This window comes from Sphingomonas sp. UYP23, from assembly GCF_054059235.1.
In genome coordinates this window covers 3,679,562-3,704,254 of the sequence record NZ_JBSSBX010000001.1, presented here as the reverse complement: position 1 = coordinate 3,704,254, position 24,693 = coordinate 3,679,562, and the positions used below count along the sequence as shown (strand labels likewise).

At 67.7% G+C, this 24,693-nt stretch carries 22 protein-coding genes and 1 pseudogene; 11 read left to right on the top strand and 12 right to left on the bottom strand.

Annotated elements, in window-relative coordinates:
* Positions 1–51: 51 nt before the first annotated feature.
* From ACVWYO_RS18245 to purL, 3 genes are all read left to right on the top strand, one after another.
* Positions 52–1,011, top strand: coding sequence for an alpha/beta fold hydrolase (locus ACVWYO_RS18245; protein ID WP_457353201.1), 960 nt, complete (start codon positions 52–54; stop codon positions 1,009–1,011).
* A 218-nt stretch (positions 1,012–1,229) separates the two neighbouring features.
* Positions 1,230–2,474 carry an MFS transporter gene (locus tag ACVWYO_RS18240; protein ID WP_457353199.1) on the top strand — a complete coding sequence of 415 codons (1,245 nt, stop codon included), beginning with the start codon at positions 1,230–1,232 and terminating at the stop codon, positions 2,472–2,474.
* A gap of 192 nt (positions 2,475–2,666) precedes the next feature.
* Positions 2,667–4,907, top strand: coding sequence for a phosphoribosylformylglycinamidine synthase subunit PurL (gene purL, locus ACVWYO_RS18235; RefSeq protein WP_457353197.1), 2,241 nt, complete (start codon positions 2,667–2,669; stop codon positions 4,905–4,907).
* Between the two features lie 27 nt (positions 4,908–4,934).
* Here the strand turns inward: purL and ACVWYO_RS18230 are convergent, their stop codons facing one another.
* Together ACVWYO_RS18230 and ACVWYO_RS18225 are read right to left on the bottom strand one after the other, a co-directional pair.
* The gene (locus tag ACVWYO_RS18230; RefSeq protein ID WP_457353195.1) at positions 4,935–5,957 is read right to left on the bottom strand and encodes a sensor histidine kinase; all 1,023 of its coding nucleotides are present in this window, start codon (positions 5,955–5,957) and stop codon (positions 4,935–4,937) included.
* Between the two features lie 203 nt (positions 5,958–6,160).
* A complete protein-coding gene (locus ACVWYO_RS18225) occupies positions 6,161–7,018 on the bottom strand; it encodes a fumarylacetoacetate hydrolase family protein (RefSeq protein WP_457353193.1) in 858 nt (285 codons plus the stop codon).
* A 225-nt stretch (positions 7,019–7,243) separates the two neighbouring features.
* Between ACVWYO_RS18225 and ACVWYO_RS18220 the strand changes: the two genes are divergently transcribed.
* From ACVWYO_RS18220 to ACVWYO_RS18205, 4 genes are all read left to right on the top strand, one after another.
* Positions 7,244–8,230 (top strand): aldo/keto reductase, encoded by a 987-nt coding sequence (locus ACVWYO_RS18220; protein WP_457353191.1) that lies wholly within the window; start codon positions 7,244–7,246, stop codon positions 8,228–8,230.
* Entirely contained in the window at positions 8,227–9,282 is a 1,056-nt protein-coding gene (locus ACVWYO_RS18215; protein ID WP_457353189.1) for a lactonase family protein, read from the top strand. The genes ACVWYO_RS18220 and ACVWYO_RS18215 overlap by 4 nt, the downstream gene beginning before the upstream one ends.
* A 61-nt stretch (positions 9,283–9,343) precedes the next feature.
* A complete protein-coding gene (locus ACVWYO_RS18210; protein WP_457353187.1) occupies positions 9,344–10,078 on the top strand; it encodes a cell wall hydrolase in 735 nt (244 codons plus the stop codon).
* A gap of 43 nt (positions 10,079–10,121) precedes the next feature.
* Positions 10,122–11,129 (top strand): zinc-dependent alcohol dehydrogenase family protein, encoded by a 1,008-nt coding sequence (locus tag ACVWYO_RS18205; protein WP_457353185.1) that lies wholly within the window; start codon positions 10,122–10,124, stop codon positions 11,127–11,129.
* A 23-nt stretch (positions 11,130–11,152) separates the two neighbouring features.
* On the opposite strand, the gene ACVWYO_RS18200 is transcribed toward ACVWYO_RS18205, so the two are convergent.
* The 7 genes from ACVWYO_RS18200 to ACVWYO_RS18170 all read right to left on the bottom strand — a co-directional run bounded on the left by ACVWYO_RS18200 (position 11,153) and on the right by ACVWYO_RS18170 (position 17,169).
* Complete coding sequence (locus ACVWYO_RS18200; RefSeq protein WP_457355047.1) at positions 11,153–12,151, bottom strand: PepSY-associated TM helix domain-containing protein; 999 nt, start codon at positions 12,149–12,151, stop codon at positions 11,153–11,155.
* Entirely contained in the window at positions 12,058–12,486 is a 429-nt protein-coding gene (locus tag ACVWYO_RS18195; RefSeq protein ID WP_457353183.1) for a PepSY domain-containing protein, read from the bottom strand. Before ACVWYO_RS18195 ends, ACVWYO_RS18200 begins: the two co-directional genes overlap by 94 nt.
* On the bottom strand, positions 12,486–14,792 hold the full coding sequence (locus ACVWYO_RS18190) for a TonB-dependent receptor (RefSeq protein WP_457353181.1): 2,307 nt from the start codon (positions 14,790–14,792) through the stop codon (positions 12,486–12,488). The genes ACVWYO_RS18195 and ACVWYO_RS18190 overlap by 1 nt, the downstream gene beginning before the upstream one ends.
* A 285-nt stretch (positions 14,793–15,077) precedes the next feature.
* Complete coding sequence (locus ACVWYO_RS18185) at positions 15,078–15,494, bottom strand: hypothetical protein (RefSeq protein ID WP_457353179.1); 417 nt, start codon at positions 15,492–15,494, stop codon at positions 15,078–15,080.
* 97 nt (positions 15,495–15,591) lie between these two features.
* Positions 15,592–15,915: a Rap1a/Tai family immunity protein gene (locus tag ACVWYO_RS18180; protein WP_457353177.1), complete on the bottom strand. Its 324-nt coding sequence runs from the start codon at positions 15,913–15,915 to the stop codon at positions 15,592–15,594.
* Positions 15,916–15,947: 32 nt separating this feature from the next.
* On the bottom strand, positions 15,948–16,817 hold the full coding sequence (locus tag ACVWYO_RS18175) for a hypothetical protein (protein ID WP_457353175.1): 870 nt from the start codon (positions 16,815–16,817) through the stop codon (positions 15,948–15,950).
* 40 nt (positions 16,818–16,857) lie between these two features.
* Entirely contained in the window at positions 16,858–17,169 is a 312-nt protein-coding gene (locus tag ACVWYO_RS18170) for a hypothetical protein (protein ID WP_457353173.1), read from the bottom strand.
* A 252-nt stretch (positions 17,170–17,421) separates the two neighbouring features.
* On the opposite strand from ACVWYO_RS18170, the pseudogene ACVWYO_RS18165 reads away from it, so the two are divergent.
* From ACVWYO_RS18165 to ACVWYO_RS18155, 3 genes and pseudogenes are all read left to right on the top strand, one after another.
* Positions 17,422–18,489 (top strand): annotated as a pseudogene (locus tag ACVWYO_RS18165) (catalase family protein).
* Positions 18,490–18,581: 92 nt separating this feature from the next.
* Positions 18,582–19,568, top strand: a complete 987-nt coding sequence (locus ACVWYO_RS18160; protein WP_457353171.1) for an aspartate carbamoyltransferase catalytic subunit — start codon at positions 18,582–18,584, stop codon at positions 19,566–19,568.
* The gene (locus ACVWYO_RS18155; RefSeq protein WP_457353169.1) at positions 19,565–20,800 is read left to right on the top strand and encodes a dihydroorotase; all 1,236 of its coding nucleotides are present in this window, start codon (positions 19,565–19,567) and stop codon (positions 20,798–20,800) included. Before ACVWYO_RS18160 ends, ACVWYO_RS18155 begins: the two co-directional genes overlap by 4 nt.
* Before the next feature lie 19 nt (positions 20,801–20,819).
* Here ACVWYO_RS18155 and ACVWYO_RS18150 read toward each other — a convergent pair whose 3' ends face one another.
* From ACVWYO_RS18150 to ACVWYO_RS18140, 3 genes are read right to left on the bottom strand one after another with little or no spacing between them, the layout of a single operon-like run.
* Positions 20,820–22,190 carry an SPOR domain-containing protein gene (locus ACVWYO_RS18150; protein WP_457353167.1) on the bottom strand — a complete coding sequence of 457 codons (1,371 nt, stop codon included), beginning with the start codon at positions 22,188–22,190 and terminating at the stop codon, positions 20,820–20,822.
* Positions 22,191–22,210: 20 nt separating this feature from the next.
* A complete protein-coding gene (locus tag ACVWYO_RS18145) occupies positions 22,211–22,789 on the bottom strand; it encodes a hypothetical protein (protein ID WP_457353165.1) in 579 nt (192 codons plus the stop codon).
* A gap of 1 nt (position 22,790) precedes the next feature.
* Complete coding sequence (locus ACVWYO_RS18140; RefSeq protein WP_457353163.1) at positions 22,791–23,510, bottom strand: AAA family ATPase; 720 nt, start codon at positions 23,508–23,510, stop codon at positions 22,791–22,793.
* Between the two features lie 168 nt (positions 23,511–23,678).
* Between ACVWYO_RS18140 and ACVWYO_RS18135 the strand changes: the two genes are divergently transcribed.
* Positions 23,679–24,692: an SPOR domain-containing protein gene (locus ACVWYO_RS18135; protein WP_457353161.1), complete on the top strand. Its 1,014-nt coding sequence runs from the start codon at positions 23,679–23,681 to the stop codon at positions 24,690–24,692.
* Position 24,693 lies beyond the last annotated feature (1 nt).

Sequence of the window (24,693 nt, the reverse complement as noted above, 5' to 3'; positions counted from 1 at the left end):
ATGAGGTGATCGGCGCCACATCGCGGCGTCGAGGGTGACAAGGGGAAAACGGTGCGCACACGGGTTCTCGGTGCAATCGCGGCGGCGATCTTCGCGTCGCTGTTCCTGGTCTTCCTCTCCGTTCGCAGCCCCGACACCGATCCCCGCGCGATGCGCGCTAAATACGGTGCGCCGCCGTCGCAGTTCGTCGAACTTGGCAATGGGCTGCGCGTCCATCTGCGCGATACCGGGCCGCGGGAGGCGCCGGTGCTCCTGCTGGTCCACGGCTCGAACGCCTCGCTCCACACCTGGGAGCCGTGGGCGCAGCGGCTCGAGACGCGTTATCGCCTCATTCGCATGGATCTGCCCGGCCACGGCCTGACCGGGGCAAGCCCGACGCAGGACTATCGCCCGGCCGCCTTTGTCGATGTGGTCGAGCGGATCCGCGCGCGGCTGGCGGTCGATCGGATGGTCGTCGTCGGCAATTCGATGGGTGGCGGGGTCGCATGGCACTATGCGCTGGCGCATCCCGAGCATGTTCGCGCGCTTGTCCTGATCGATTCGGTCGGCCAGCCCGAACCGGGCGGATCGCACGACGCGCCGCTCGCTTTCCGCATCGCGCGCATCCCGATCCTGCGCACCATCGCCGCGATGATCACGCCGCGCAGCCTGATCGCCGACAGCCTGCCGCAGGTATTCGGCGATCCGCGCCGCGTCGATGCAGCGATGATCGATCGCTATTGGGAGCTGCTGCGCTATCCCGGAAATCGCGTCGCGACGCTCGACCGCTTCGCGCTCCCCCCCGACACGGCAACACCGGCGCAGCTTGCCGCGCTGAAGATGCCGGTGCTGATCCTGTGGGGCGCACGCGATCATTTGATCCCGCTATCCTCGGGCAAATGGCTGCAGCGGCATATCCCGACGAGCAGGCTGATCGTCTATCCCGGGATCGGCCACGTGCCGATGGAGGAAGACCCGGACCAGAGCGCCGCCGACCTTGACCACTTCGTCGCGGGGCTGCAGGGCCGATAGGCCGCTCCCGACGCCCCCCCGCCTGCCGTCACCCCGGCCTTGTGCCGGGGTCCACCGTCCCGCGAGAGCAGCCCGCGCAGCACGCGCGGCGCGGTGGCCCCCGGGACGAGCCCGGGGTGACGAGGGAGGGTATCCGCCTCGCCCACACTTCGCCACGCTAACCGCTTGGCCTCCCCGCCCCGCCCCCCTAAGCTCCCCCCGACCGCCCCGGAGCCGCCATGACCCTCATCGAAAACCTCCGCACCCTCACCCCCTCGCAACGCAACTCGATCTGGGCGAGCTATCTTGGCTGGACGCTCGATGCGTTCGACTTCTTCCTGCTCGTCTTCATGCTCTCGGCGATCGCCACCGAATACGGCACCGACGTGAAGCACGTCGCGGAGGCGACCTTCCTCACGCTCGCCGCGCGGCCGTTCGGCGCGTTCTTCTTCGGCTGGCTCGCCGACCGCGTCGGGCGGCGGCCGATCATGATGATCGTCATCCTGCTCTTCTCGCTCTTCTCGCTCGCCTCGGCCTTCGTCACCTCGCTGACGATGCTGTTCGTCGTCCGCGCGGCGTTCGGCTTCGCGATGGGCGGCGAGTGGGGGATCGGCGCGAGCCTGGTGATGGAATCGATCCCGCCCAAGCTGCGCGGGCCGGTGTCGGGGCTGCTCCAGTCGGGCTATCCCTCGGGCTATTTCCTCGCGAGCCTCGTCTATTTCCTGCTGTTCGACCAGATCGGCTGGCGCGGCATGTTCGTCGTCGGCATCGCGCCGGCGATCCTCGTCTTCATCATCCGCTCGCATGTCGATGAAAGCCCGGCGTTCGAGGCGCGCAAGGACGCGGCGAAACCCAACCCGTTCGTCGAGCTCGCCCGCCACTGGAAGATCGCGCTGTATCTCGTTGTATTGATGACAGCGTTCAATTTCTTCAGCCACGGCACGCAGGATCTCTACCCGACCTTCCTGCGCGAACAGCATAAGTTCGACACGCACACGATCGGGGTGCTTACCGCGATCATGAACGTCGGCGCGATCGTTGGCGGGCTCAGCTTCGGCATCTGGTCGGAAACGATCGGTCGCAAGCGCGCGATCATCATCGCCAGTCTGCTCATCCTGCCGGTGATCCCGCTCTGGGCGTTCGCGCAGACGCCGCTGCTGCTCGGACTCGGCGCGTTCCTCGTCCAGGTTGCGGTGCAGGGTGCGTGGGGGATCGTGCCCGTGCATCTCAACGAGCTCTCGCCGCCGCTGGTGCGCGGCATGTTCCCGGGGTTCGCCTATCAGCTCGGCAATCTTATCGCCTCGCGTAACGGGCCTTTCCAGGCGGGAATCGCTGAGGCGCATGGCGGCAATTACGGGTACGCGATGGCGCTGGTCGCCGGCGTCACCGCGATCGTGCTGGTGCTGTGGACCTGGCTCGGCCCCGAACGCCGCGATATGGATTTCGTGGCCGAGGCGAAGGCGGAAGCGCGCAGCGCCGATTAAGGCTGTCCTACATGCCACCGCGCTGTCATCATCCCATCGGCTGGTGTTCATCGTCGAATCCGCGCCGGAACCACGGTTGTTCTCCGCGGCGATGGTGCGACTTTCGTGTGACTTTCCGACAAACCTGCGTGCCTGGCGCAAAGGTGACGCGACAAGGGTGACGGACGCGCAACCGCCCGCTAAAGGCACACCATGAGCCAGATCACCCCCGAGATCGTCGCCCAGCACGGGCTGTCCACCGAAGAATATGAGCGCGTGCTCGTCGCGATGGGTCGCGAGCCCAACCTTACCGAGCTCGGCATCTTCTCGGTGATGTGGTCCGAGCATTGCTCGTACAAATCCAGCCGTATCCATCTGAAGAAGCTGCCGACCACCGGTCCGCAAGTGATCTGCGGCCCCGGCGAGAATGCCGGCGTGATCGACATCGGCGACGGCCAAGCGGCAATCTTCAAGATGGAGAGCCACAACCACCCGTCCTACATCGAGCCGTACCAAGGTGCTGCGACCGGCGTCGGCGGCATCCTGCGCGATGTCTTCACGATGGGCGCGCGGCCGATCGCCAACCTCAACGCGCTGCGTTTCGGCCGGCCCGACCATCCCAAGATGCGCCACCTGATCGCGGGCGTCGTCCACGGCATTGGCGGCTACGGCAATTGCGTCGGCGTCCCGACGGTCGGCGGTGAGGTCAACTTCCACCCGGCCTATGATGGCAACATCCTCGTCAACGCGATGACCGTCGGCGTCGCGCAGCAGGACAAGATCTTCTATTCGGCCGCCTCCGGGATCGGCAATTCGATCGTCTATGTCGGATCGAAGACAGGCCGAGATGGCATCCACGGCGCGACGATGGCCTCGGCCGATTTCGGCGAGGATTCGGAATCGAAGCGCCCGACCGTCCAGGTCGGCGATCCCTTCACCGAGAAATTGCTGATCGAGGCCTGTCTCGAACTGATGGCGTCGGACGCGATCGTCGCGATTCAGGACATGGGCGCCGCCGGTCTCACCTCCTCGGCGGTCGAGATGGCAAGCAAGGGCGGCGTCGGCATCGAGCTCGACATGAACGCCGTGCCGCAGCGCGAAACCGGCATGACGCCGTACGAAATGATGCTCAGCGAAAGCCAGGAGCGCATGCTCATGGTCCTCAAGCCGGGCCGCGAGGATTTCGCGGAAGGCATCTTCAAGAAGTGGGAGCTCGATTTCGCGGTGATCGGCAAGGTCACCGAGACCGGCCATATGGTCCTCAAGTTCAACGGCGAGACCGTCTGCGACATCCCGCTCGCCCCGCTCGCCGACGAAGCCCCACTCTACGACCGTCCCGCCGCGTCTAAGGAAGAGTATCAGGCCTGGGCCAAAGTTCCCCCGCTCGGCGCCACGCCCGAGGCGAACGACATCGCCGCCGACCTGCTCAAGCTGATGGCCTCGCCCGACATCGCCTCGCGCCGCTGGATCTGGGAGCAATATGACACCCAGGTCGGCGCCGACACCGTCCAGCGCCCCGGCGGCGACGCCGCGGTGGTGCGCGTCCACGGCACGCAGAAGGGGCTCGCGATGAGCACCGACTGTACCCCGCGCTATTGCTATGCCGACCCGTACGAAGGCGGCAAGCAGGCAATCGCCGAGTGCTACCGCAACCTCTCGGCGGTCGGCGCGACGCCGCTCGCCGTCACCAACTGCCTCAACTTCGCCAACCCGCAGCGCCCCGAGATCATGGCGCAGCTCACCGGCTGCCTCGACGGCATGGGCGACGCCTGCCGCACACTCGACTTCCCGATCGTCTCGGGCAACGTCTCGCTCTACAATGAGAGCAAGGCGACCGGCGGCGGCTCGGCGATCCTGCCGACCCCCGCGATCGGCGGCGTCGGCCTGCTCGCCGACTGGTCCAAGTCAGCGACGATCGCCTTCAAGGGCACCGGCGACGTGATCGTCCTGATCGGTGATCGCCGCGGGCATCTCGGCCAGTCGCTGTGGCTGCGCGAAGTCCATGGCCGCGAGGAAGGCCCGCCCCCGCCGGTCGATCTCGAGGCCGAGCGCCGCAACGGCGAATTCGTCCGCGCCCACATCGCCACCGGCGCGCTCACCGCGGTGCATGACGTGTCCGACGGCGGCGTCGCCGTCACGATCGCCGAGATGGCGCTCGCCGGCAATGTCGGCGCGATGCTCCACGCGCCGCTGCCATGCGGCGTGGCGTGCTCGCTGTTCGGCGAGGACCAGGGCCTCTACGTCGCGACGATCGCCGATCATCTGCTGCTCGAGACGCTCACCGCCGCCGATGCCGCCGGGGTCGAGATCGAGCGGATCGGCCGCACGATCGCCAACCGCCTGATCTTCGAGCTGCCCGACGACGACCATGTCGTTACGCTCGACGCGCTGCGGAGCGCGCATGAGGGCTTCTTCCCCGCGCTGATGGGCGACGGCGCGGCACTGGTCGACTGATCGGGGGGCGGCCGCTGGGGCCGCGCCTCACTCGGCGTGGAGGATCGAGACAATGGTCCCCGGGCCGGCGTCTGTGGTCGCGACCCTGGCACCGAGCTTTTTCGCGAGCGCGTCGACGATCGTCGTGCCGAGCCCGCTGTTCGTCGGGTCGGTGACGCCCGGCATGCCGATGCCGTCGTCGCGCACCGACAGGGTCCAGTCAGCGCCGTCCGCTGCATAGGCGACCGTGATCGTCCCGCCGCGTGGCTCGGGAAAGGCATGCTTCAGCGCGTTGATGACGAGTTCGGTGACGATCAGCCCGAGACTGACCGAGACCTCGGCCGCGGTCTTGCTGTCGTCAACCTGGACCGAGATCGAAATCTCCGCGTGATCACGGATCATCGAGGCGCCGATGCTACGGCACAGATCGCCCAGATAGACGCGCAACCCCACCTCCTCGTCACCCGAGATGGCGAGCTGGCGCTGCAGCTTGGCGATCGACATAACCCGATTATGCGCATCATGGAGATGGGTACGGCTTTCGTCGGAGCCCACCCGCTTGGCGCTTTGCAGCAGAACGCTTGCAATGATCTGCAGGCTGTTGGCGATGCGATGCTGAAGCTCCTTGAGCAGCACCGCCTTGTCGCGCATCAGCCCCTCCCTGACCTGGTCGGCGATCCGCGCGTCGGTGACGTCGACGATCGCGAGCAGGACGCGGATATTCGCCGGATCGGCATAATCGAGCTTGTGCGCCTTGAGCACGAGGTCACGCGACGCGACCCCGACGCGATCGAGCGCCATCTCATACGCATCGACCTGCGCCGTCCCGCTCGCGGTGGTTGCGAGCAACGCGGCCAGCTGCGGCACGTCCCATTCCCCGCCGCCAAGGTCCTTGAGCGCGTGATGCGCGATCTTCGCCGGATCGATCGCGAAGGCGGTACAGAACGAATCGCTCGCCACCAGGATCGTCGCGTGCGCGTCGAGCAGCAGCAACGGCGCGTCGGACGACGCGATGACGGCGCGCATCAGGCTGTCGGCCGCAACCGCGTCGATGGAAGCTGTGGTGGGCATCTGGATCCCCTTTCTGGGGACCGGAGACTCGCGAAGCGAAAGCCATACCCGGACGGGGACGCGCCGGCAGTGCCGGAACGTCCACCCCATGCGGCGTAGCATGGCCGGTTCGGCTTGCCTAACCACCGGCCGCTGCGGGAACTACGCCATTGCACCGTCTGGCAACGCACCGGAGGACTGCCCGCCGCGCCCCGCGCAAAGGCTCAGGCGGGTTTCCCCTCGCCCAGATCATGCCACGCGACGACGGTCTGGCGCTGCGAACCGAGCTTCGTGATGGCAAGCTCCATCACGTCGCCGGCTTTGAGATAGATCGCCTCGGGCTTCTTGCCCTCGCCCACGCCCGGCGGGGTCCCGGTGATCAGCAGATCGCCCGGGTAGAGCGTCACATATTCGCTGACATACGAAATCAGCTGCTTGAGCGTGAAGATCATCGTCTTGGTATTGCCGGTCTGCATCCGCGTCCCGTTGATGTCGAGCTGCATGTCGAGCGCCTGCGGATCGCCGACCTCGTCGGGAGTGACCAGCCACGGGCCGACCGGGCAGAAGGTGTCGTGCCCCTTGCCTTTCGACCATTGGCTGCCGCGCTGCTTCTGGTTGAAACGTTCGGCTACGTCGTTGACGAGGACATAGCCGGCGATCGTGTCGAGCGCTTCGTCTTCGGTGACGTAGCGGCACGTCTTCCCGATGATGACGCCGAGCTCGACCTCCCAGTCGCTCTGCGTCGAACCCCGCGGCAGGACGACATCTTCGTTGGGCGCGTTGAGGCTCGACAGCGCCTTCATGAACATCACCGGTTCGGTCGGGATCGGGAGGTTCGATTCGATCGCATGGTCGCGATAGTTGAGCCCGATCGCGACGATCTTGCCGACGCCAGCGATCGGCACGCCGTAGCGCGGGGTGCCCTCCACCACCGGCAGCGCGGCAGGATCGGCGGCGAGCGCCTGCGGCAGCGTCGCGATCGTCAACTCGTCGATGACCCCCGACAGATCACGGATCACGCCGTCGGCGTCGACGATGCCGGGCTTTTCCTCGCCGGGCTGGCCATAGCGGCAGAACTTCATGATCGGGCCTTTCGAACGGGTATAAGATGGCGACGTCCCGCCTGCGCTACCCTGGGGAGCGCGCAGCGCTGCATTCCAATTATCGGATAAATCCGTAAGGGCCGAGACCCGGCTCGTCAAACGCCAGCATCTGATCTGGTCGAAGGCGGTTGCCGGCCGTACCGGAAACAAGCGTGGGTGCCTTCGTTATGCGCTCGTCTCCCACCGCTCGACAGGACAGATGCAATGCAGACCCGCAAACTCGGCCAGCAAGGTCTTCACGTCTCGGCGATGGGGCTCGGCTGCATGGGAATGTCCGATTTCTACGGCAGCCGCGACGAGGCCGAGTCGGTCGCGACGATCAACCGCGCACTCGATCTTGGCGTCACCTTCCTCGACACCGCCGACATGTACGGGGTCGGCGCGAACGAGGAACTGGTCGGCCGCGTAGTGCGGACGCGGCGCGAATGGGTCGTCGTCGCGACCAAGTTCGGCAATGTCCGCGGCGCCGACGGCAGCCATCGCGGGATAAACGGGCATCCCGACTATGTCCGCTCGGCGTGCGATGCGAGCCTCAAGCGGCTCGGGCTCGACGTAATCGATCTCTATTACCAGCACCGCGTCGATCCCGCCGTACCGATCGAGGATACGGTCGGCGCGATGAGCGAGCTCGTGGCCGCCGGCAAGGTCCGCTATCTCGGCCTGTCGGAGGCCGCGCCCGAGACGATCCGGCGCGCGCATGCGGTCCATCCGATCTCGGCGCTGCAGACCGAATATTCGCTGTGGAGCCGCGATGTCGAGGCCGAGATCCTGCCGACGGTGCGCGACCTCGGGATCGGCTTCGTGCCCTACAGCCCGCTCGGCCGCGGCTTTCTGACGGGACAGTTCGCGCGCCCCGAGGATCTCGCCGAAGGTGACAGCCGCCGCGCGCATCCGCGCTTCCAGGGCGAAGCGTTTGCGAAGAATCTCGAGCTCGTCACGGCGGTCAAGGCGCTGGCGGCGGACAAGGGCTGCACCCCCGCGCAGCTCGCACTTGCCTGGGTGCTGGCGCAAGGCTCGGACGTGTTGCCCATTCCGGGAACAAAGCGCCGAACCTATCTCGAGGACAATCTCGGCGCGATCGACGTCGTGCTCGACGCGGCCGATCTGGCGCAGATCGACGCGGTGCTCCCGCCGGGTAGCGCCGTGGGGCAGCGGTACCCCGACGCGTCGATGGCGACGGTCGACCGATGAGCGACGCCAGACCAGCGCTGTGCGTCGCGATCGGCACCTATCGCGGCGGCGGCGGCGCGGGGATCGCGGCGCTGTGCCGACGCGAAGCGGGAAGCTGGCAGCTAGGCGACACCTATGCCGCTGCGCCCAACGCGTCGTTCAGCGTCTATGCCGCGCGCCACGGGCTGCATTACATCGTCGATGAGGTCGAGGCGGCGCGCATCGGCGTCCATCGCCATGCCGACCAGCACTGGTCGCAGCTGGCATCGGTCGACATCAAAGGTGCCGCGCCGTGTCACGTCGCGCTTGATCCGACCGAGACGCTGCTGGCGGTGGCCAACTACGCCAGCGGCAGCGTCTCGCTGCTGCGGCTCGACCGCGACACCGGCCTGCCGACGGGCGCCGTTCAGGTCAGCGCCAATCACGGTTCGGGGCCCAACCCGGCGCGGCAGGAAGCGCCTCACGCGCATTGGGTCGGGTTCAGCCGTGACGGTCGCTGGCTCTACCAGACCGATCTCGGAACCGACGAGATCCTCGCCTTCGCAGTCGATCCGGCAGGCACGCTGCAGCCGCCGCAGCACGCCTATCGCGCCGCGCCCGGCTCGGGACCGCGCCATCTGCTGCTCCACCCAAGGCTCGAGCGGTGCGCCTATCTCATCGGCGAGCTCGACAATCGGCTGAGCGTGCTCGATCGCAACGACCCCGGCTTCATGCTCCGCGTCAGCGTCTCGACGCTTCCCGAAGGCTGGCACGGCGAGTCGATCCTCGCGCACGTCGCGATAAACCACGCATGCGACCGGCTCTATGTCTCGAATCGCGGGCATGACAGTATCGCGGTGTTCGCGCTCGACGAGAGCGGTCTCCCGACCTTACTCGACCACGCCGCGACCGGCGGCGCGTCGCCGCGCCACTTCCTGCTGCTCGAGGAGGCGCGCTGCGTGATCGTCGCGCATGAGAAGGCGCAGACCGTGACGACGCTCGCGGTCGAGCCGGACGGGCGCCTTCAGGCGAGCGGCGCGTCGATCGCGGTTCCGGGCGCGGCTTACGTCTTCTGCCCAGACCCAGCCGGCTAGCCGACGCCACCGCGTCTCAGCGGTTGCGCCCGAGGCCGAAGCTTTGAATAAGCACGCGATCATGGCGCGCCGACCTACCCCCTCCCCCCGGCGTGCCGGTGCGCGCAACGCCGCTCGCGATGCCGCAGCCGAGACATGGCTGCTTCTCCTCGGCTGCGTCGCCGCGGTTCTCCTCATAGCGACTTTTCTCTATCCCACGCCCCCTGCCGAACGCGACGCCGGTCGCGCCAAGCGGCTGACCATGGCGCAGGCGCGCGCGTCGAACCGCGCCGTCCCGATCGAGGCGCGCCTGCGCATCCCCGCCCCGCGCTACCGCTTTCCCGGCGGACCCGCCGAACGCGAGCAGGCCACCGAATGCCTTGCCACCGCTGCGCTCTACGAAGCGGGCGACGATCGGGCGGGGCAGAAGGCGGTGATCCAGGTCATCCTCAACCGCGTGCGGACGCCAGGTTTTCCGCGGACCGTCTGCGGCGTGGTCTATCAGGGCTATAGCCGCGCGATCGGCTGCCAATTCTCGTTCACCTGCGACGGATCGTTCGACCGGCGCCCGGTGCATACGGGATGGTCGGCCGCGCGCCGCGCCGCGCGGCGCGCGCTGGCGGGCCGCGTCTTCGCCGATGTCGGCGGCGCGACGCATTATCATGCCGACTGGATGGTGCCCTATTGGCGCGATTCGCTGGTCAAGATCGCGCAGGTCGGCTCGCACATCTTCTATCGGCGCCAGTCCGCGCATGACGGGTTCCGCCGCGCCAGCTATGACGCCCGTCGCAATATCCGGACGCCGGTGGATAGCTGACGCTCCCCGAACGTTGCGCCCGCTCACAGCAAGGATATCCGGCATGAAGGCGATGGTTCTCAAGGCCCCGATCGGGCTCGATCGCATGACGTTCGAAGATCGCCCCGATCCCGGCGCGCCAGGCGCGGGCGAGATCCGCGTGGCGCTGCATGGCAGCTCGCTCAACTTCCACGATCTCGGGGTCGCGACAGGCCGGATGCCGACCGCCGACGGCCGCATCCCGCTTGCCGATGGCGCGGGGACCGTCGAGGCGGTCGGCGACGGCGTCACCGAATTCGCGGCGGGCGACAGCGTCGTCTCGTGTTTCTTCCCCGATTGGCAGGACGGCACGGCAACGATCGGCGATTTCAGCCGTACGCCGGGCGACGGCATCGACGGCTTCGCCCGCGATTATGTGGTTTTGCCCGCCAGTGCCTTCACCCACGCGCCCAAGGGGTATGACGCGGTCGAGGCCGCGACGATCACCACCGCGGGCCTCACCGCCTGGCGCGCGCTGGTCGTCGACGGCAAGCTCAAGGCGGGCGATACGGTGCTGCTGCTCGGCACCGGCGGCGTGTCGATCTGGGCGCTGCAGATCGCCAAGGCGATGGGTGCGACGGTCGCGATCACCTCCTCATCGGACGAGAAGCTCGAGCGGGCAAAGGGCCTGGGGGCGGATTTCACGATCAATTACCGAGAACAACGCGCTTGGGGTCGCGCCGTCGTCGACTGGACCGAGGGCCGCGGCGTTGATCATGTCGTCGAGGTCGGCGGACCGGGCACGCTCGCGCAATCGATCGAGGCGGTGCGGGTCGGCGGGCATATCTCGCTGATCGGCGTGCTGACCGGCGCCTCGGGCGAGGTTCCGACCGCAGCGCTGATGGCCAAGCAGGCGCGGCTGCAGGGCCTGATCGTCGGCAGCCGGCGCGAACAGCAGGACTTCGTCCGCGCGCTCGACGCCACCGGCATCCGCCCCGTGGTCGATCGCCGCTTCCCGCTCGAAGCGCTCGCCGATGCTTTCCGCTACGAGATGGGCGCGGCGCATTTCGGCAAGATCGGGATCGAATGGTAGCGCGCGATCCGGTCGCGGTGGTCCTATGACCGCCGCGATCGGATCGCGACCAGCGCGCGATCAAGCACCAACAACAGCAAAGCCGACGCGCCGAACAGCGGGAGCAGCAGCCCGAGCAGCACGAGAACCACGATAAACGACCGCGGCGCTGCGCCGGGCCGAGGCGGCGCGCCGACTTGTCCGCGGGGTCGCCGTTTCAGCCACATCGCGCCGCCAAGCCCGCTGATCGCGACGAGCGCTACCGCCGTAGCGACGCCGATCAGCTGGTTCGCCAAGCCGAAGAGCTGCCCCTCGTGCCAGGCGACGCCGGTGTTGACGATCCGATCGATCACATGCTGGTCGGCAAAGCCGGAGCGCCCGGTCTCGACCCCACTCACCGGATCATAGGTGACGCGCCGGTCGAGCCAGCGGTTCTGCGCCTCGGACTTCACCGTCCACACATTCGCGGTCGGCGGCCCGAACTTCTGGACCGCGTGCGGCGGGAGCACCAGCACGGGAAACGCCAGCCGTTCCGCCACCGCCCTGGCGACGAACGCCGAGAGGGGCAGGCCCGCCGGCGCGGCCACAACCGGCATCGGCGTGGCGTCCATCGCGCCGTGATGCCCGGCATGGCCGCCTTCGGCGCCGATCCTCCAATCCTGCCGCCCCTTGACCAGCCCGAGCTCGGTACGCACCCATTTGAACGTCCCGCCCCACGCTCCCGCCCAGGGCAGGCCGCTGGCGAGCATCATCAGCACCAGCCCAGCCACCCAGAAGCCGGTGACGCGGTGGAGGTCCTTAAACAGCGGCCGCCCACGCAAGCCGAGCCGCGGCCACACCGTCCCGGCCAGCCGGAACGGCCGTGGCCACCACAGGTACAGCCCCGACACGATCAGCACGATCGTCCAGCTCGCGGCGAGTTCGACCAGCCGATCGCCGAGGGTGCCGATCAGCAGCGAGCCGTGGATCCGCGCGACAACCGCCTCGATCCGCCCCTCGGGATCGAGATTGCCGAGCACCGCCCCCTGCGGCGACACATAGATTTCACCGGCTTCGCGTCGCGCCCGAGCAGCTGGATCATCGCCGCATCGCCGGTCTGGCGCGGCAGGCGATAGTGGTTGAAGCGCATCGCCGGATTCGCAGTGAGCGCCGCGGACACCTGCCGATCGGGCGACACCGCACCCTGCGTGCCGAGACCGCTGAACGCGCGCTCCTTCCATTGCTCGACCTGTGGCTTGAACAGGTAGATCGATCCGGTGACCGACAGGATCAGGATGAAGGGCAGCACGAACAGCCCCGCATAGAAATGCCAGCGCCACACCCAGCGATAGCGTTGCTGCGCCGAGGACGCGCCTCGCACGGTCTCGATCGCCGCCATCAGAAGGTCACCTTGACGTCGGCCGCAAAGCTGCGCTGCGGAAAGGGATGGAAGAGGAAGTATCGGTCGTTATTAACGTTATCGACGCCGATGCCGAGCTCCATATGCTCGGCGACACGAACCTGCGCGCGCAGATCGACGACCAGATATTTGTAGAAGCCCTGATAGGTGTTGCCGACCACGTCGCTATTGTCGAGCGAGCCGTAATTGCGGCTGGCATAGCGCGCGGCGGCGGTCAATGCGACGCCATCGACGGGTCGCCACGTCGCCACCGCCGTCGCCTTCCAGTGCGGCACACTCGGCAACAGCATGCCGACAGCGGCGGGGAGCACCGCATTCTTGCTGGTGATCGCGTCGGCATAGGTGACGCTGCCCGAAACATCGACTCGCCGAACGATATTGGTGCGCGTGACCGATAGCTCGGCGCCCCGCGCGCGCGTCTCATCGACATTCTGGACATAGGTGCCGACTTGAACCGGGGTCACCGCCAGCGGGCCGGTCTGCGAAATCAGAGCGTCCCTGATCACCTCGTTGAACAGAGCGAGCCGGAAGGTTCCCCGGCTGTCCTGCCGCTCGAGCGCCAGTTCGAGCGAACGCGCGCGTTCGGGGCGCAGGTTCGGGTTGGGAACAGTAGCGACCGGTGTCGTGACGATCTGATAGAGTTCCCCGACGGTCGGGAAGCGCCACGCCTGGCCGAACGACAGCCGCGCCGTCAGGTGCGGGTCGATCGCATAGGCCAGCGCCGCCTTGGGCGAGACTTTGTTGCTGGTAAGCGTCGGCTGAACGACCGGGCCGATCGCGGGCGCCTGCGAGACATTGACCCCACCATAGGCACGCCACCCTTCGTAACGCCCGCCGAGCGTCAGCGTCAGCGGGGCTACGATCCGCCACGCATCCTGCGCCCAGAGCGCATAGGTCCGCGTCTTGCCGCTGCCCTGCAAATTGAGCGTGCCTTTCGATCCGCGCACCCAGTCGGTCGTATTGTAGCGGTTGCTGTCGAGTTCGTACCAATCGGCGTGCGCACCAAAGCTGATCGTGTGCGTCGCCGCCGCATCGGAGCGCCACGCGCCCTTGGCGTCGAGCGTCTTCCAGCCAGTCCCGGCGAGGTCCGTGATGAAGCCCGCCCCGCCCGCCTGCCCGGCCGGCAGCGCCGTGTTCGAAACGCGCTGCTGATCCTTGGCGACGTCGTACAGCGTGCCGATCACCTGCCAGTCGAACCGGCTGCCTGTCCCATTGAGCGACAGATTGTGCGACCATTGCCGCTGCTCGGTGCGATAGACGCTCCCGGCAAAGGCGGTGGGGGCGAGCGTGTAGACCTGCCCGCTATTGCCCGTCGTCCCCGCGTAGAACGCCAAGCCGGTCGCGGGGTCGGTGAGATAGCTCTCGACGGTCGAGTCGGTGCTGACACGGAACAGGCTCCCGACATAGGTCAGGCGCAGCGCCGCGGAGAGATCGAGCGCCGCCTTGAGCTTGAAGCGATCCTGCACCTGATGCTCGAACGCCGTCGCACCGACCACGCGGATCGCGCCGCCGGTGCGGTTGAGATCGTCATAACCGCCGGTGGTCGGCGTGCTGGTCGCGCTCCGTGTCGCGGTGGCGCTGACGAAGCCGATCGGCTGGCTGCGGCTGTCGACGTGATCGGCGCTGGCGAAGACCGCCAACGGACCGAACCGGTCGCCGAGCGTGCCGCCCAGTTGGTATGCCGGCAAGGTGCGGTGCGTGCCGTACAGGTCGAACTGCTGGACGGTCGTTCCCGCGACCAGCGTTCCCTCGAACCGATCGGGCAGCCGCGTCGTGATGTTGACGACGGCGCCGATCGCATTGCCCGGATAGGCGGCGGAGAACGGCCCGTAGAGCACGTCGATGCGCGCGATCTCCTCGGTCGAGACGAGATTCCAGCGCGGACTGGCCGAGGTGTTGTTGTTGCCGATCAGCGCCGAGAGGATCGCGCCATCGGCGTAGATCAAGCTGCGCGCGCTGGCACCGAGCCCCGAGGTGCGCGTCGCGAGCGGCGCCTGGCTGTCGCCGATATGGCGTTTGCGCACGACGAGGCTCGGCAGATATTTGAGCGTATCCTCGACGTTGCGCGCGTTGATCGTCGTTGCGATCGTCGCGGCATCGATCGAAGCCCGGGATGCGGGCGCGTTCTCGATCGTCGCGGTGCGGCGTTGCGCGGTAACGAGAATGTCCTCCGCCTCTGCTTCGGGCGCGGGCGGTGTGCGCTCTTCGGCGAAGGCCGGAGCCGTGGCGCATGCGATTAGCGTGATCAGCGACGTCACGCCGAGCAGTGCTGTGCGGCCGTTCATGGAAATGTCCTGTTCGATGCGGAGAAACGCAGCGGTCACGCGCGGGTGCCCCCCGTAGTTCACGCTCGGCTTCGCGGTCCCGATGGCCGATCGACGCGCAGCGATGCGTATCGATCGACGACGGCTCGCCACACTGGAAACGATGTTGGAAGATCGCGCGCTATGGCCGATGGCCATTGGCACCGGCCGCCGGTCGCCACGACCGGACGCCCCACGCTGCCGCTTCCCATTCCTTGCGCCCTGAACCCCGGTCCGTGCGCCATCGCTCACCCGTGGGGCGAGGACTCACGCGTATGCGGGGGGTCCCCGCAACGGCGGCCGAAGCGCATGCCGATAGAGGAGTACGCCACGACACAACGCCACCCGGCCCAGCGCGAGCACGAACAGCACCGCGATCGCGAGCAGCGCAGCGTCGGCTCCGGCGAGATGGGGCGCCGTGAGACCCGCAAAGGAACAGGAGCTCTCGCCCTTGCCGCCTTTCTGGTCGTGATGCTGGGCCGCACGGTCAGGCCCCACCATGCCGGGCATGGCCATGGGCGATGCCATCGGCTCCATCCCGGAGCAGAGTTCGAGCACCAACCCGTTGCCGGCAGCGACCGGCATGAAGCCCGTTGGAATCACGATCTTGGCGAACAGCACGAGCGCGAAGAGCAGCGCGTAAAGCCGCCGATGCGTTCGGAACAGGGTGCGAAGCGCGGCCATCGCGCGAAGGACTAGAGGCGCTTCGCGGTCATGTCATCCCCGATGTGATATCAATTGCCACCATCTCGCCCCAAACACATCCGGCGGCCACAGGCCCTCACGGACGCTTGCAGGGAAAGGCCGCCTTCAGCGCATCGCGGATGACGAAGGTCGGTGCGCTGCTCCAGCTCTTCTTGTGCGTGCGGAGATATTTGCGCGCGACCGTCACGACCTTGACGGTCGACGCGCTGGCCGCCGACGGGCAGATCTGGTGCGACAGCGACAAGGCGTCGAAAGCGCCGAAAATATATCCCGTGCAGAAGCTTGCGGTCGTGTCCGCATCCTTGCCGCGGCAGGCATCGGCGATTTGCGCGGTCTCCAACGGGCTTACCACGACCGGTGGCGCGGCAGCTGTGGCGATCGCCGCGGCAAGCAAGATCATGGCACGTCCTTTATCCGGGGCCGACGATTGTCCTAATCCTGGGCGGACGGCTCTGCAGACGGCGCTCCAGGCGCGAGATACGGCAACAAGCGCAGCCGCGGGAAGACGCTATCGAGCGGCTTGGTGTCGGGCAAGATATAGACCACCCCGCCCGCCTTGAGGAAGCGCGAGCGGATCTGCTTGGAATAGAAGCTCGTGCCGACATTGATGCAGCCAAAGCTGATGCGATTGTCGTCGGGCGTCGGCGACAGCAGCCGCTCGACGCGCCGTTCCTTCTTGTGCGTGGTGATCACCGCGTGGAGCGCGACCGAATTGGCATAATCGACCCACAGCACGCGCTGGTGCCCGAATGCGCGCCCGAACTTGGCGACGAAGCGACCGGCCGGCGTCGTCCGTTCGGCCGGCCCGATCTCGGCCAGGTCCTTCGAACCGACTCCGGGAGTCGAATCATCGCCGACGCCGATGCCGAGCAGCACCGGCGTTTCGCCGAGGAAGGTCCCGGCGGCATCGAACAGCGAGAGCGAGGCCGCCTGCTTGTCGATGACGATATAGGGCAGCGTGCCGTTGTCGTGCGCCGAGGCGACCCAGGCGATGACGCGAGTCGCCGCTTCGGATCGCACCGGCTCGGGGAGCGGTGGTGGAGCCACTTTCCCCTTGGCCATCGCACGGCGCGCAACGGCGGTCTTGGCTGACGGTTTGGCCGGGGTCTTACCCCCGGCCTTGCCTGCCGTGCGATCGGGCTGCTTCGCCACTGCGCGCGGCGTCGCCTTGTCGGACGGCGCGGCACGGCCGAGCGCTGCCGAGGGCGAGATCGACACTGCGATCATCCCCAGCACCGCAGCGGCCATGCCCACGCCGCGACCGCGCGCGGACGGCTTATCCTGCACTTCGGCTTCGATCACCAGTGCGGCCGGTTACGATCAGCGGAGTACGATATCGCGATCAGCCCCGCGGCCGGCGCTGCGCGCGCTGTGCCTGCTGCTGGACCTGCTGGTCGAGCCCGTCGACGCGGCCGCTGATCTGGTCGATCCGCTGCGCGTTCTGCTGTGCCTGGCCGGCAGCGGCCTGTGCCTGGGTGAGCGCCTGGCCCGACACGCCTTCGACCGTGCGGACACGGCCGTCGATGCCGTCGATGCGGGTGTTCACAGTGGCGATCTGGCGGTTGACATAGCCCTTGGTCGCGCAGCCGCTGACGCCGATCGATCCGGCCAGGATCATGGCTACCGTCGCGGTCTTCACAAGATTCGAACGCATATACTTACCTTTTTGAAATGGCGTGGTGCGGTCCACAAGCGCAGCCGCACCCGGATTGGCAACCGCTATCCGGCAGGACGTGCGGCTTCCACGGCAGGGAGAAGGCCCGCCATTTCGCGGAAAACCGCCAAATCGCCAAATCTGAACGCTTGCTGAAAGGCGTTGCGAAAACATGACAGGCAGCGTTTGGCGCGCTGGTGCGTTGGGCTCGAGTGTTCCCGAAGACGCAGACCACCAAGTAAAGGCGTTCCCATGCTACAGTCCCCGATCCGCTTCCGTCCCGACGTCGAGCAATCGCAGCCCGATGAGCAAGCAACCGTCACAGATCTCAACGAAACATTCGACACAATCCTCGAGCGGACCGCCGAGGATTATGGCCATGCGGTGTGATCGGTGCACGCCAAGTCGCACGGCCTGCTCGAAGGCGAACTGACGATCGATCCCGACTTGCCCGCCGAGCTTGCTCAGGGTTTGTTCGCGAACGGGGGAAGTCACAAGGTGCTGATCCGGCTGTCGACCAATGCCGGCGACATCCTGCCCGACGTGATCGGCCTGCCGCGCGGCCTTGCGATGAAGGTGTTCGACGTCGCAGGCGAACGGCTGCCCGGCTCGGAGGGCACCGCGCAGGATTTCGTGATGGTCAACGGCCCGGTCTTCCAGGCGAAGACCGCCGAGAAGTTCCTCGGCAACCTCAAGCTGCTGGCAAAGACGACCGATCGGCTCGAAGGGACCAAGAAGGTCGTCTCGGCGGCGCTGCGCGGCGTGCGGCATGCCTTTGAAGCGGTCGGGGCCGAGGCCCCCGCGGCGATCATCTCGCTCGGCGGTGCGCCCAATGTCGAGCCGCTCGGGGAAACCTATTACAGCGCGACCGCCTTCCGCTTCGGCGACTATATCGCCAAGTTCAGCATCGCACCCGTGGCGCCGGCGATGACCGCGCTGACGGGTAAGGAAATCGCGATCGAGGGCCGTGAGGACGCGATCCGCGAAGACGTCCGCACCGAAATGCGCACGCTGGACGCGGAATGGGAATTCCGCGTCCAGCTGTGCCGCGATCTCGAAGCGCAACCGGTCGAAGATGCGACTGTCCTGTGGACGAGTCCGTTCATGCGCGTCGGCACGATCCGCGCCGCCGCGCAGGACAGCTGGAGCGAGGCACATATCCAAAAGATCAACGAGGAAACGCGCTTCAGCGTGTGGACCGGGATCACCGCGCACCAGCCGCTCGGCAATATCAACCGCGCGCGGCGCGACACCTACCGCCATTCGGCCGACTTCCGCGCGCGGGTGAACGGTTGCCCGTATCACGAGCCGTCCAACTGATCCGACGATGACGGGAGAGGGGCGCTTAAGCGCCCTCTCCCACCCCATCGGGCCTTGCCAGCAACCCGCGGCACGGCTACCCGACGGCCTCGATGCAACCCACCGATCACCGCCCCGCCTCGTTCATCCCGGGCCGCGCCGTGTTTCCGCACCGGCACCTCACCGGCATCGAGGGATTGCAGCCGCACGAAATCGTATTCCTGCTCGACGAAGCCGATGGCTGGGTCGCCGCCAACCGGACGCGCGCGATCAGCGACAAGCGCTTGGGCGGCCTCACGCTCATCAATGCCTTCTTCGAGAATTCGACGCGCACGCTGCTGTCGTTCGAGATTGCGGGCAAGCGACTCGGCGCAGATGTCGTCAACATGCACGCGGCGCAAAGCTCGGTGAAGAAGGGCGAGACGCTGATCGACACCGCGATGACGCTAAACGCGATGCGCGCCGACGTGATCGTGATCCGCCACATGAGCTCGGGCGCGGTCCGGCTGATCGCGGGTAAGGTTGATTGCCCCGTGCTCAACGCCGGTGACGGACAGCACGAACATCCGACGCAGGCGCTGCTCGATGCGCTGACGATCCGCCGCCGCCGCGGTACGATCGCCGGCCAGCGCGTCGTGATCTGCGGTGACATTTTGCACAGCCGCGTAGCCCGCTCGAACGTCCTCGCGCTGACCGCGCTCGCCGCCGAAGTGCGCGTCTGCGCACCGGCGACGTTGATGCCCGAGGGGATCGAACGGATGGGCGTGACGCCCTTTACCGATTTCGACACCGCGCTCGAGGGCGCCGATGTCGTGATGATGCTGCGCGTTCAGAACGAGCGGATGGCGGGCGGCTTCATCCCGTCGAACCGCGAATTCCATCTGCGCTACGGGCTGACGCTCAAGCGGCTCGAACGCGCCGCACCCGATGCACTGGTAATGCATCCCGGGCCGATGAACCGCGGCGTCGAGATCGACTCAGCTGTCGCCGACCATGCGCGCTCGGCGATCACCGAACAGGTGGAGATGGGGGTCGCCGTCCGCATGGCCTGCCTCGACGTGCTGACGCGGCGCTCGCGCGGCGTGGCGGGCTGGGCATGAGCCGGATGCTTGCCTTGCTCAACGCGACCCTGGTCTGCCCGGTCGCCGGCGTGTCGCAGGGCGGCGTCCTGATCGAGAACGACAGCATTGTCGCGACAGGTCTGATCGACGTCCCCGCCGATGCCGAGACGGTCGACTGCGGCGGCGCGACGCTTGCGCCCGCGATCGTCGATCTCGGCGTGTTCGCGATCGATCTGCCCGCCTTCCATGCCGGCGGGATCGTCCGTGTCGGGCTGATGCCCGATCAATCACCGGTGCTCGACGATCCCGGCATCGTTCAGCGCGCGGCTCTGATCGGGCGACCAGGGTTGTGGATTCATCCGATCGCTGCGGCGACGCGCGGTCTGGCAGGGACCGACCTGGCCGAGATGGCGATCAACCGCGATGCGGGTGCGCGTGCGGTCGGGACCGGCGCGTGCTGGATCGCCGACTCGGGCGTGATGCGCAAAGTGCTGGCCTATGCCGGCGATCTTGGCCTCGCCGTCATCACCCATGCCGAGGATGGCGGCGTCACTGCGGGCGCCGTCGCCACCGCCGGCGAGACCGCGACGCGGATGGGGCTCCCCTCGGCGCCAGCGATCGCCGAGGCGCTGGCGATCGCGCGCGACCTGATGCTCACCGAGGAGACCGGCGCGACGCTGCATATCCGCCAGGTGACGACCGCCGCCGGGTTCGAATTGATCCGCGCCGCCAAGCGCCGTGGCGTGCGCGTCACGTGCGGGATCACCCCCGCGCATCTTTTGCTGTCCGACATCGCGATGACCGATTTCCGGACTTTCGCCCACCTCTCGCCGCCGCTGCGGTGCGAGAGCGATCGCCAGGCGGCGGTTGCCGCAATGGCCGACGGGACGATCGACGTGCTGTGCTCGGGCCACGATCCGCGCGGGCCCGAAGAGAAGCGCCTGCCGTTCGCCGACTCGGCGTCGGGCATGGCGGGCGCGGAAACGCTGCTCGCGCTGGGTCTTGGCCTGGTCCGCGACGAGACGATTTCGCTCCAGCGGCTGTTCATGCTGCTCGCCGCCAATCCGGCGAAGGTGCTCGGGGTCAATGCCGGATCGCTGACAGTCGGCGCGCCTGCAGACTTGTTGCTGCTCGCACCAGATGCGCCGTGGCAGGTCAATGGTGATCGGCTTCATGCCAAGGCCGGCAACACGCCGTTCGACGGGTTGCCGGTGCAGGGCAAGGTACTGCGGCTGTTCAAGGGCGGCACCGCCCTCCCCGTTCCCGCCTGACGCGTCTCGCCCGACGCGCTCAGCGCGACGCCAGTTCGCGCCCCTTCGCCCACATCGCAACCTGATCACCCGCGCCGGCGCGGACGAAGCAATTGCCGCCACGACTGCGATAGCTCTGGCACAGCGATACCGCGTCGGCGCGCGCGAAGCCGCCGACCGACAGACGGTAGAATTGCTTGCCGCCGCGCGAGACGATCATGCCCTGCGGCGTGTGGCTCGCAAAACCGGCATAGCTGCGCGTCGCCCGCGTCCAGGCATCATGCGCGACGCCGGCCGTGTCATAGGCGCCAAGCTGAACGAAGAAGCTGCCACGCGCGACCGGCCGGACGCCAACCGGTGCCGGCATTGCCCGCGGTGCTGCGACGATGCTCGCGACCGCAGTCCGCGGCGTGACAGTGCGCTGCTTTGTGGCAACCTTGGCATAGGCGAGCGGCAACGGCTGCACGACTTCCCGGCGCTCGGCGAAGACCACCCCGGCAATCGTCGGTCCGACCGCAGCGACTTGCTGCGCGGCCGGTGGGGGGGCGTCGGCCACCGCGACGGCCGCGGGCTGTGTCGCGGGTTCGGCAGACGCCTGACCCGGCATGTACGTGTCGATCGGCGGCTCGGCCTGCGCCAGCGCAGTCGTGCCGCGGTTGAGCGCAAGCGCGACCGGGAGGCCGGGATCCACCGCCGGCGTCACGCCGAGCAAGGTCGCGACCTGATCCGACGCCGAATTGGGCCGCGAGAAGGTCGACCAATCGAGAATGCGCCGCGCGACATCGGCCGGGGCGACATCCATCGCCACCACCGTCTGCGCCTCGCGCCAGCGCCCGGCGAGCGCGAGACTCAGCGCGTAATTCTGGCGGACCTTGGCGTCGGCATCGGGCGCACGCGCCGCAGCGCCGAGCATCTCGACCGCGGTCGCCGGATCCCCCGCCAGCGCGGTGGCGAGGCCACGGTCGCTGACCGGGATCGTCGCCGCATTGGCGTCGAGCGTCTTGCGCGCGCCGGCCCAGTCGCCGGTGGCGATCTGCGCGAGCGCGAGATTGAGCGCAGCCTTGCCGTTGCCCTGTGCAAGGCTGAGCGTGTCGGCAAAGGCATCGCGCGCCGAGGCGAACCGCCCCGCCTTGAGATAGCTCTGGCCAAGGATCATGCGATAATCGGCCGCGTCGGGCTGGTCACCGACGGCGCGTTCGGCATGGGCGATCGCGGTCGCAAAGCGACCCGCGCGCAAGTCCTGCTGCGCCAGGGCGGCTTCGGTGCGCGCTTCCTTTTCGGCGCGCGATTGCTCGCGGGCGCTGGCGACGGCGATCGTCGAGACCGCGGTGGCCGCGATCGTGCCCCCCAGCATGAGGAGCGAAAGCCCCAGGGTCAGGGGACCGAAAGTGATGGCGGACCGGGTCTTCATCGTAACGCCCTCCTCGGGGTCTATCGCTTCGCCCGCGTCGGCAACTGGCGCACCAGATCATCGACTTCGGGGAGAGTTTGCAGGAATTGGTCGAGCGCCTCGGTGACCAGCGACTGGGCCGAGGCATTGTGCAGCGCGCTGGCGAGGCGGAGCCGGAGATGCCGGTCTTCGTCGAGCCGCAGCGTGAAGGCGGATTTGGGACGCGTCTTGTTGTGCTTCTTGCTCGTCTCGCGCCCGATCCGCGTCGCGGTGGCGACCGATACGGGTTTAGGCGCGGCGCGCACGGGTTCGGGCTCGGGCTCAGCAGCGGCCGCGACGGGCTCTTCCGCTGCGACGGGTTCCGGCGCGGCGACAGGCTGCGCGAATTCCTCGCGCAGCACTTCGCGCTGGACCAGCACCGGCGGCACCGAGGCGACCGGCGCCACCTCGCCCATGTCGTTCCAGCCGAGATCGTCCTGCGCGCCCGGCATCGTGCCGAAGCCGCCAAAGCCCTGCGGCCGCATCGCGGGTTTCGCCATGCCCTTGCGCGCGAGCAGCGTCGAGGAGAGCGACGCAGTAGCCTTGGGCGCGGTCGGTTTGGGATTTCCGAACATGCTCATCTCAGCTCACCACGCGGCGGCCGAAACCACCTCCCGCGGCGGGGCGCGGCGCGCCGAAGCCGTTGACCGAAGTGGGCGTCGCGAACACCGTGCGGCGGAAATTCTTTTCGAGCCGGTCGGAGATATAGGTCCACAGGTCGCGCACCTCCTGTGCGGAGCGCCCCTTGGCATCGACCTCCATCACCGTCCGCCCGTCGATCATCGACGCGGCGAAATCGGTGCGGTGATGCACCGTGATCGGAGCGACCGTGCCATGCTGCGACAAAGCGACCGCGGCTTCCGAGGTGATCCGCGCCTTTGGCGTCGCACCATTGACGACGAACAGCAACGGCTTGCCCGCACGCTCGCACAGATCGACCGTCGCGCCGACCGCACGCAGATCGTGCGGGCTCGGACGCGTCGGGATGACGATCAGCTCGGCGACCGCGATCACGCTCTGGATCGCCATGGTGATGGCAGGCGGGGTGTCGATCATCGCCAGCTTGAAGCCCTGCTGGCGCAGCACCTCGAGATCGGAGGCCAGCCGTGCGACGGTGGTCTGCGCGAAAGCGGGAAACTCGCTCTGCCGCTCGTTCCACCAATCGGACAGCGAGCCCTGCGGATCGATGTCGATCAGCACCACCGGCCCCGCCCCTGCGAGCTGCGCCTGTACCGCCAGATGGCCGGACAAGGTTGTCTTGCCCGAGCCGCCCTTTTGAGATGCCATCGCTAGAACGCGCATGAGCCCCTTTCGCCCCTTTAATCGAGGCAACCGACTGCCATAGGATCGGTCAAGGAACGGTTAACGCCGCGGCGTTAGCGTGCGCTGCGACCGATATGCATAACGAAATCTTTGCCAAACCGGCGATAGTCAGCATGGTTGGGCGATACAGCCGGACGGGACGGGACGATGATCATGCGCACGCGAGTATGGATGGCGCTGGCGGGAACGCTGCTTTTGATGAGCCCCGCGGTGGCCGACGTGCGCGACGGCGTCGATGCCTGGGGCCGCGGCGACTATAAGAAGGCGATCGCCGAATGGCGCCCGGCGGCGAATGCCGGCGACGCCGATGCGCAGTTCAATCTGGCGCAAGCCTATACGCTCGGACGCGGCGTTTCGACCGATATCGCCGTCGCGGAAAGCTGGTTCCGCAAGGCAGCATTACAGGGGCACATCGCCGCACAGGCGAAATACGGGCTGATCCTGTTCGATCGGCACAAGCCGAACGACGCCGCACCCTGGCTCGAAAAGGCGTCGCTGCGTGGGGAGCCGCGCGCGCAGCTCGTCTATGGCACGATGCTGTTCAACGGCGACGGCGGCGCGAAGGACTGGCCACGCGCGTATGCCTTTATCGTCCGCGCCGCCGCCGCCAACACGCCGCGGGCGTCGGACGTCCAGGCACAGATGGACAAGGCAATTCCGACCGACCAGCGCCAGCAGGGCCTCGAACTCGCCCGCCGCTACGAGGCCGAGGCGCAGCGGCCCGAGCTCCCCCCCGAAATCACCGGCAAGCCGCGCAGTGTCGGCATGCGGGGCACCGATTTGCCGCCGTCCGAGTACGACCCGGCCGCTCCGCGCAAGCCTGAGGTGATGGCCCTCGCCCCCGAACGGCAGCCGACGCGTGCCCAGCCGCCCAGGGTGCGCGCACCCGCACCGGCGCCGACCGCTCAGCCGGCCCGCGCGCCCGCGCCCGCCGCGATCACGACCAGCCGGGGCGGTTGGCAGGTGCAGCTCGGGTCGTTCGGCGACCCCGCCAATGCTCGCAAGCTGTGGGGGCAAGTCGGCCGGCGGTTTGCAGGCGCCGACGTGACATATGCCAAGAGCGGCGCAATGACGCGCGTGCTCGTCGGTCCATTCGCGTCGAAGGGCGCAGCGCAGGCGGCATGCGGGTCGATCAAGCCATGCGTCCCGGTCGCACCCTAAG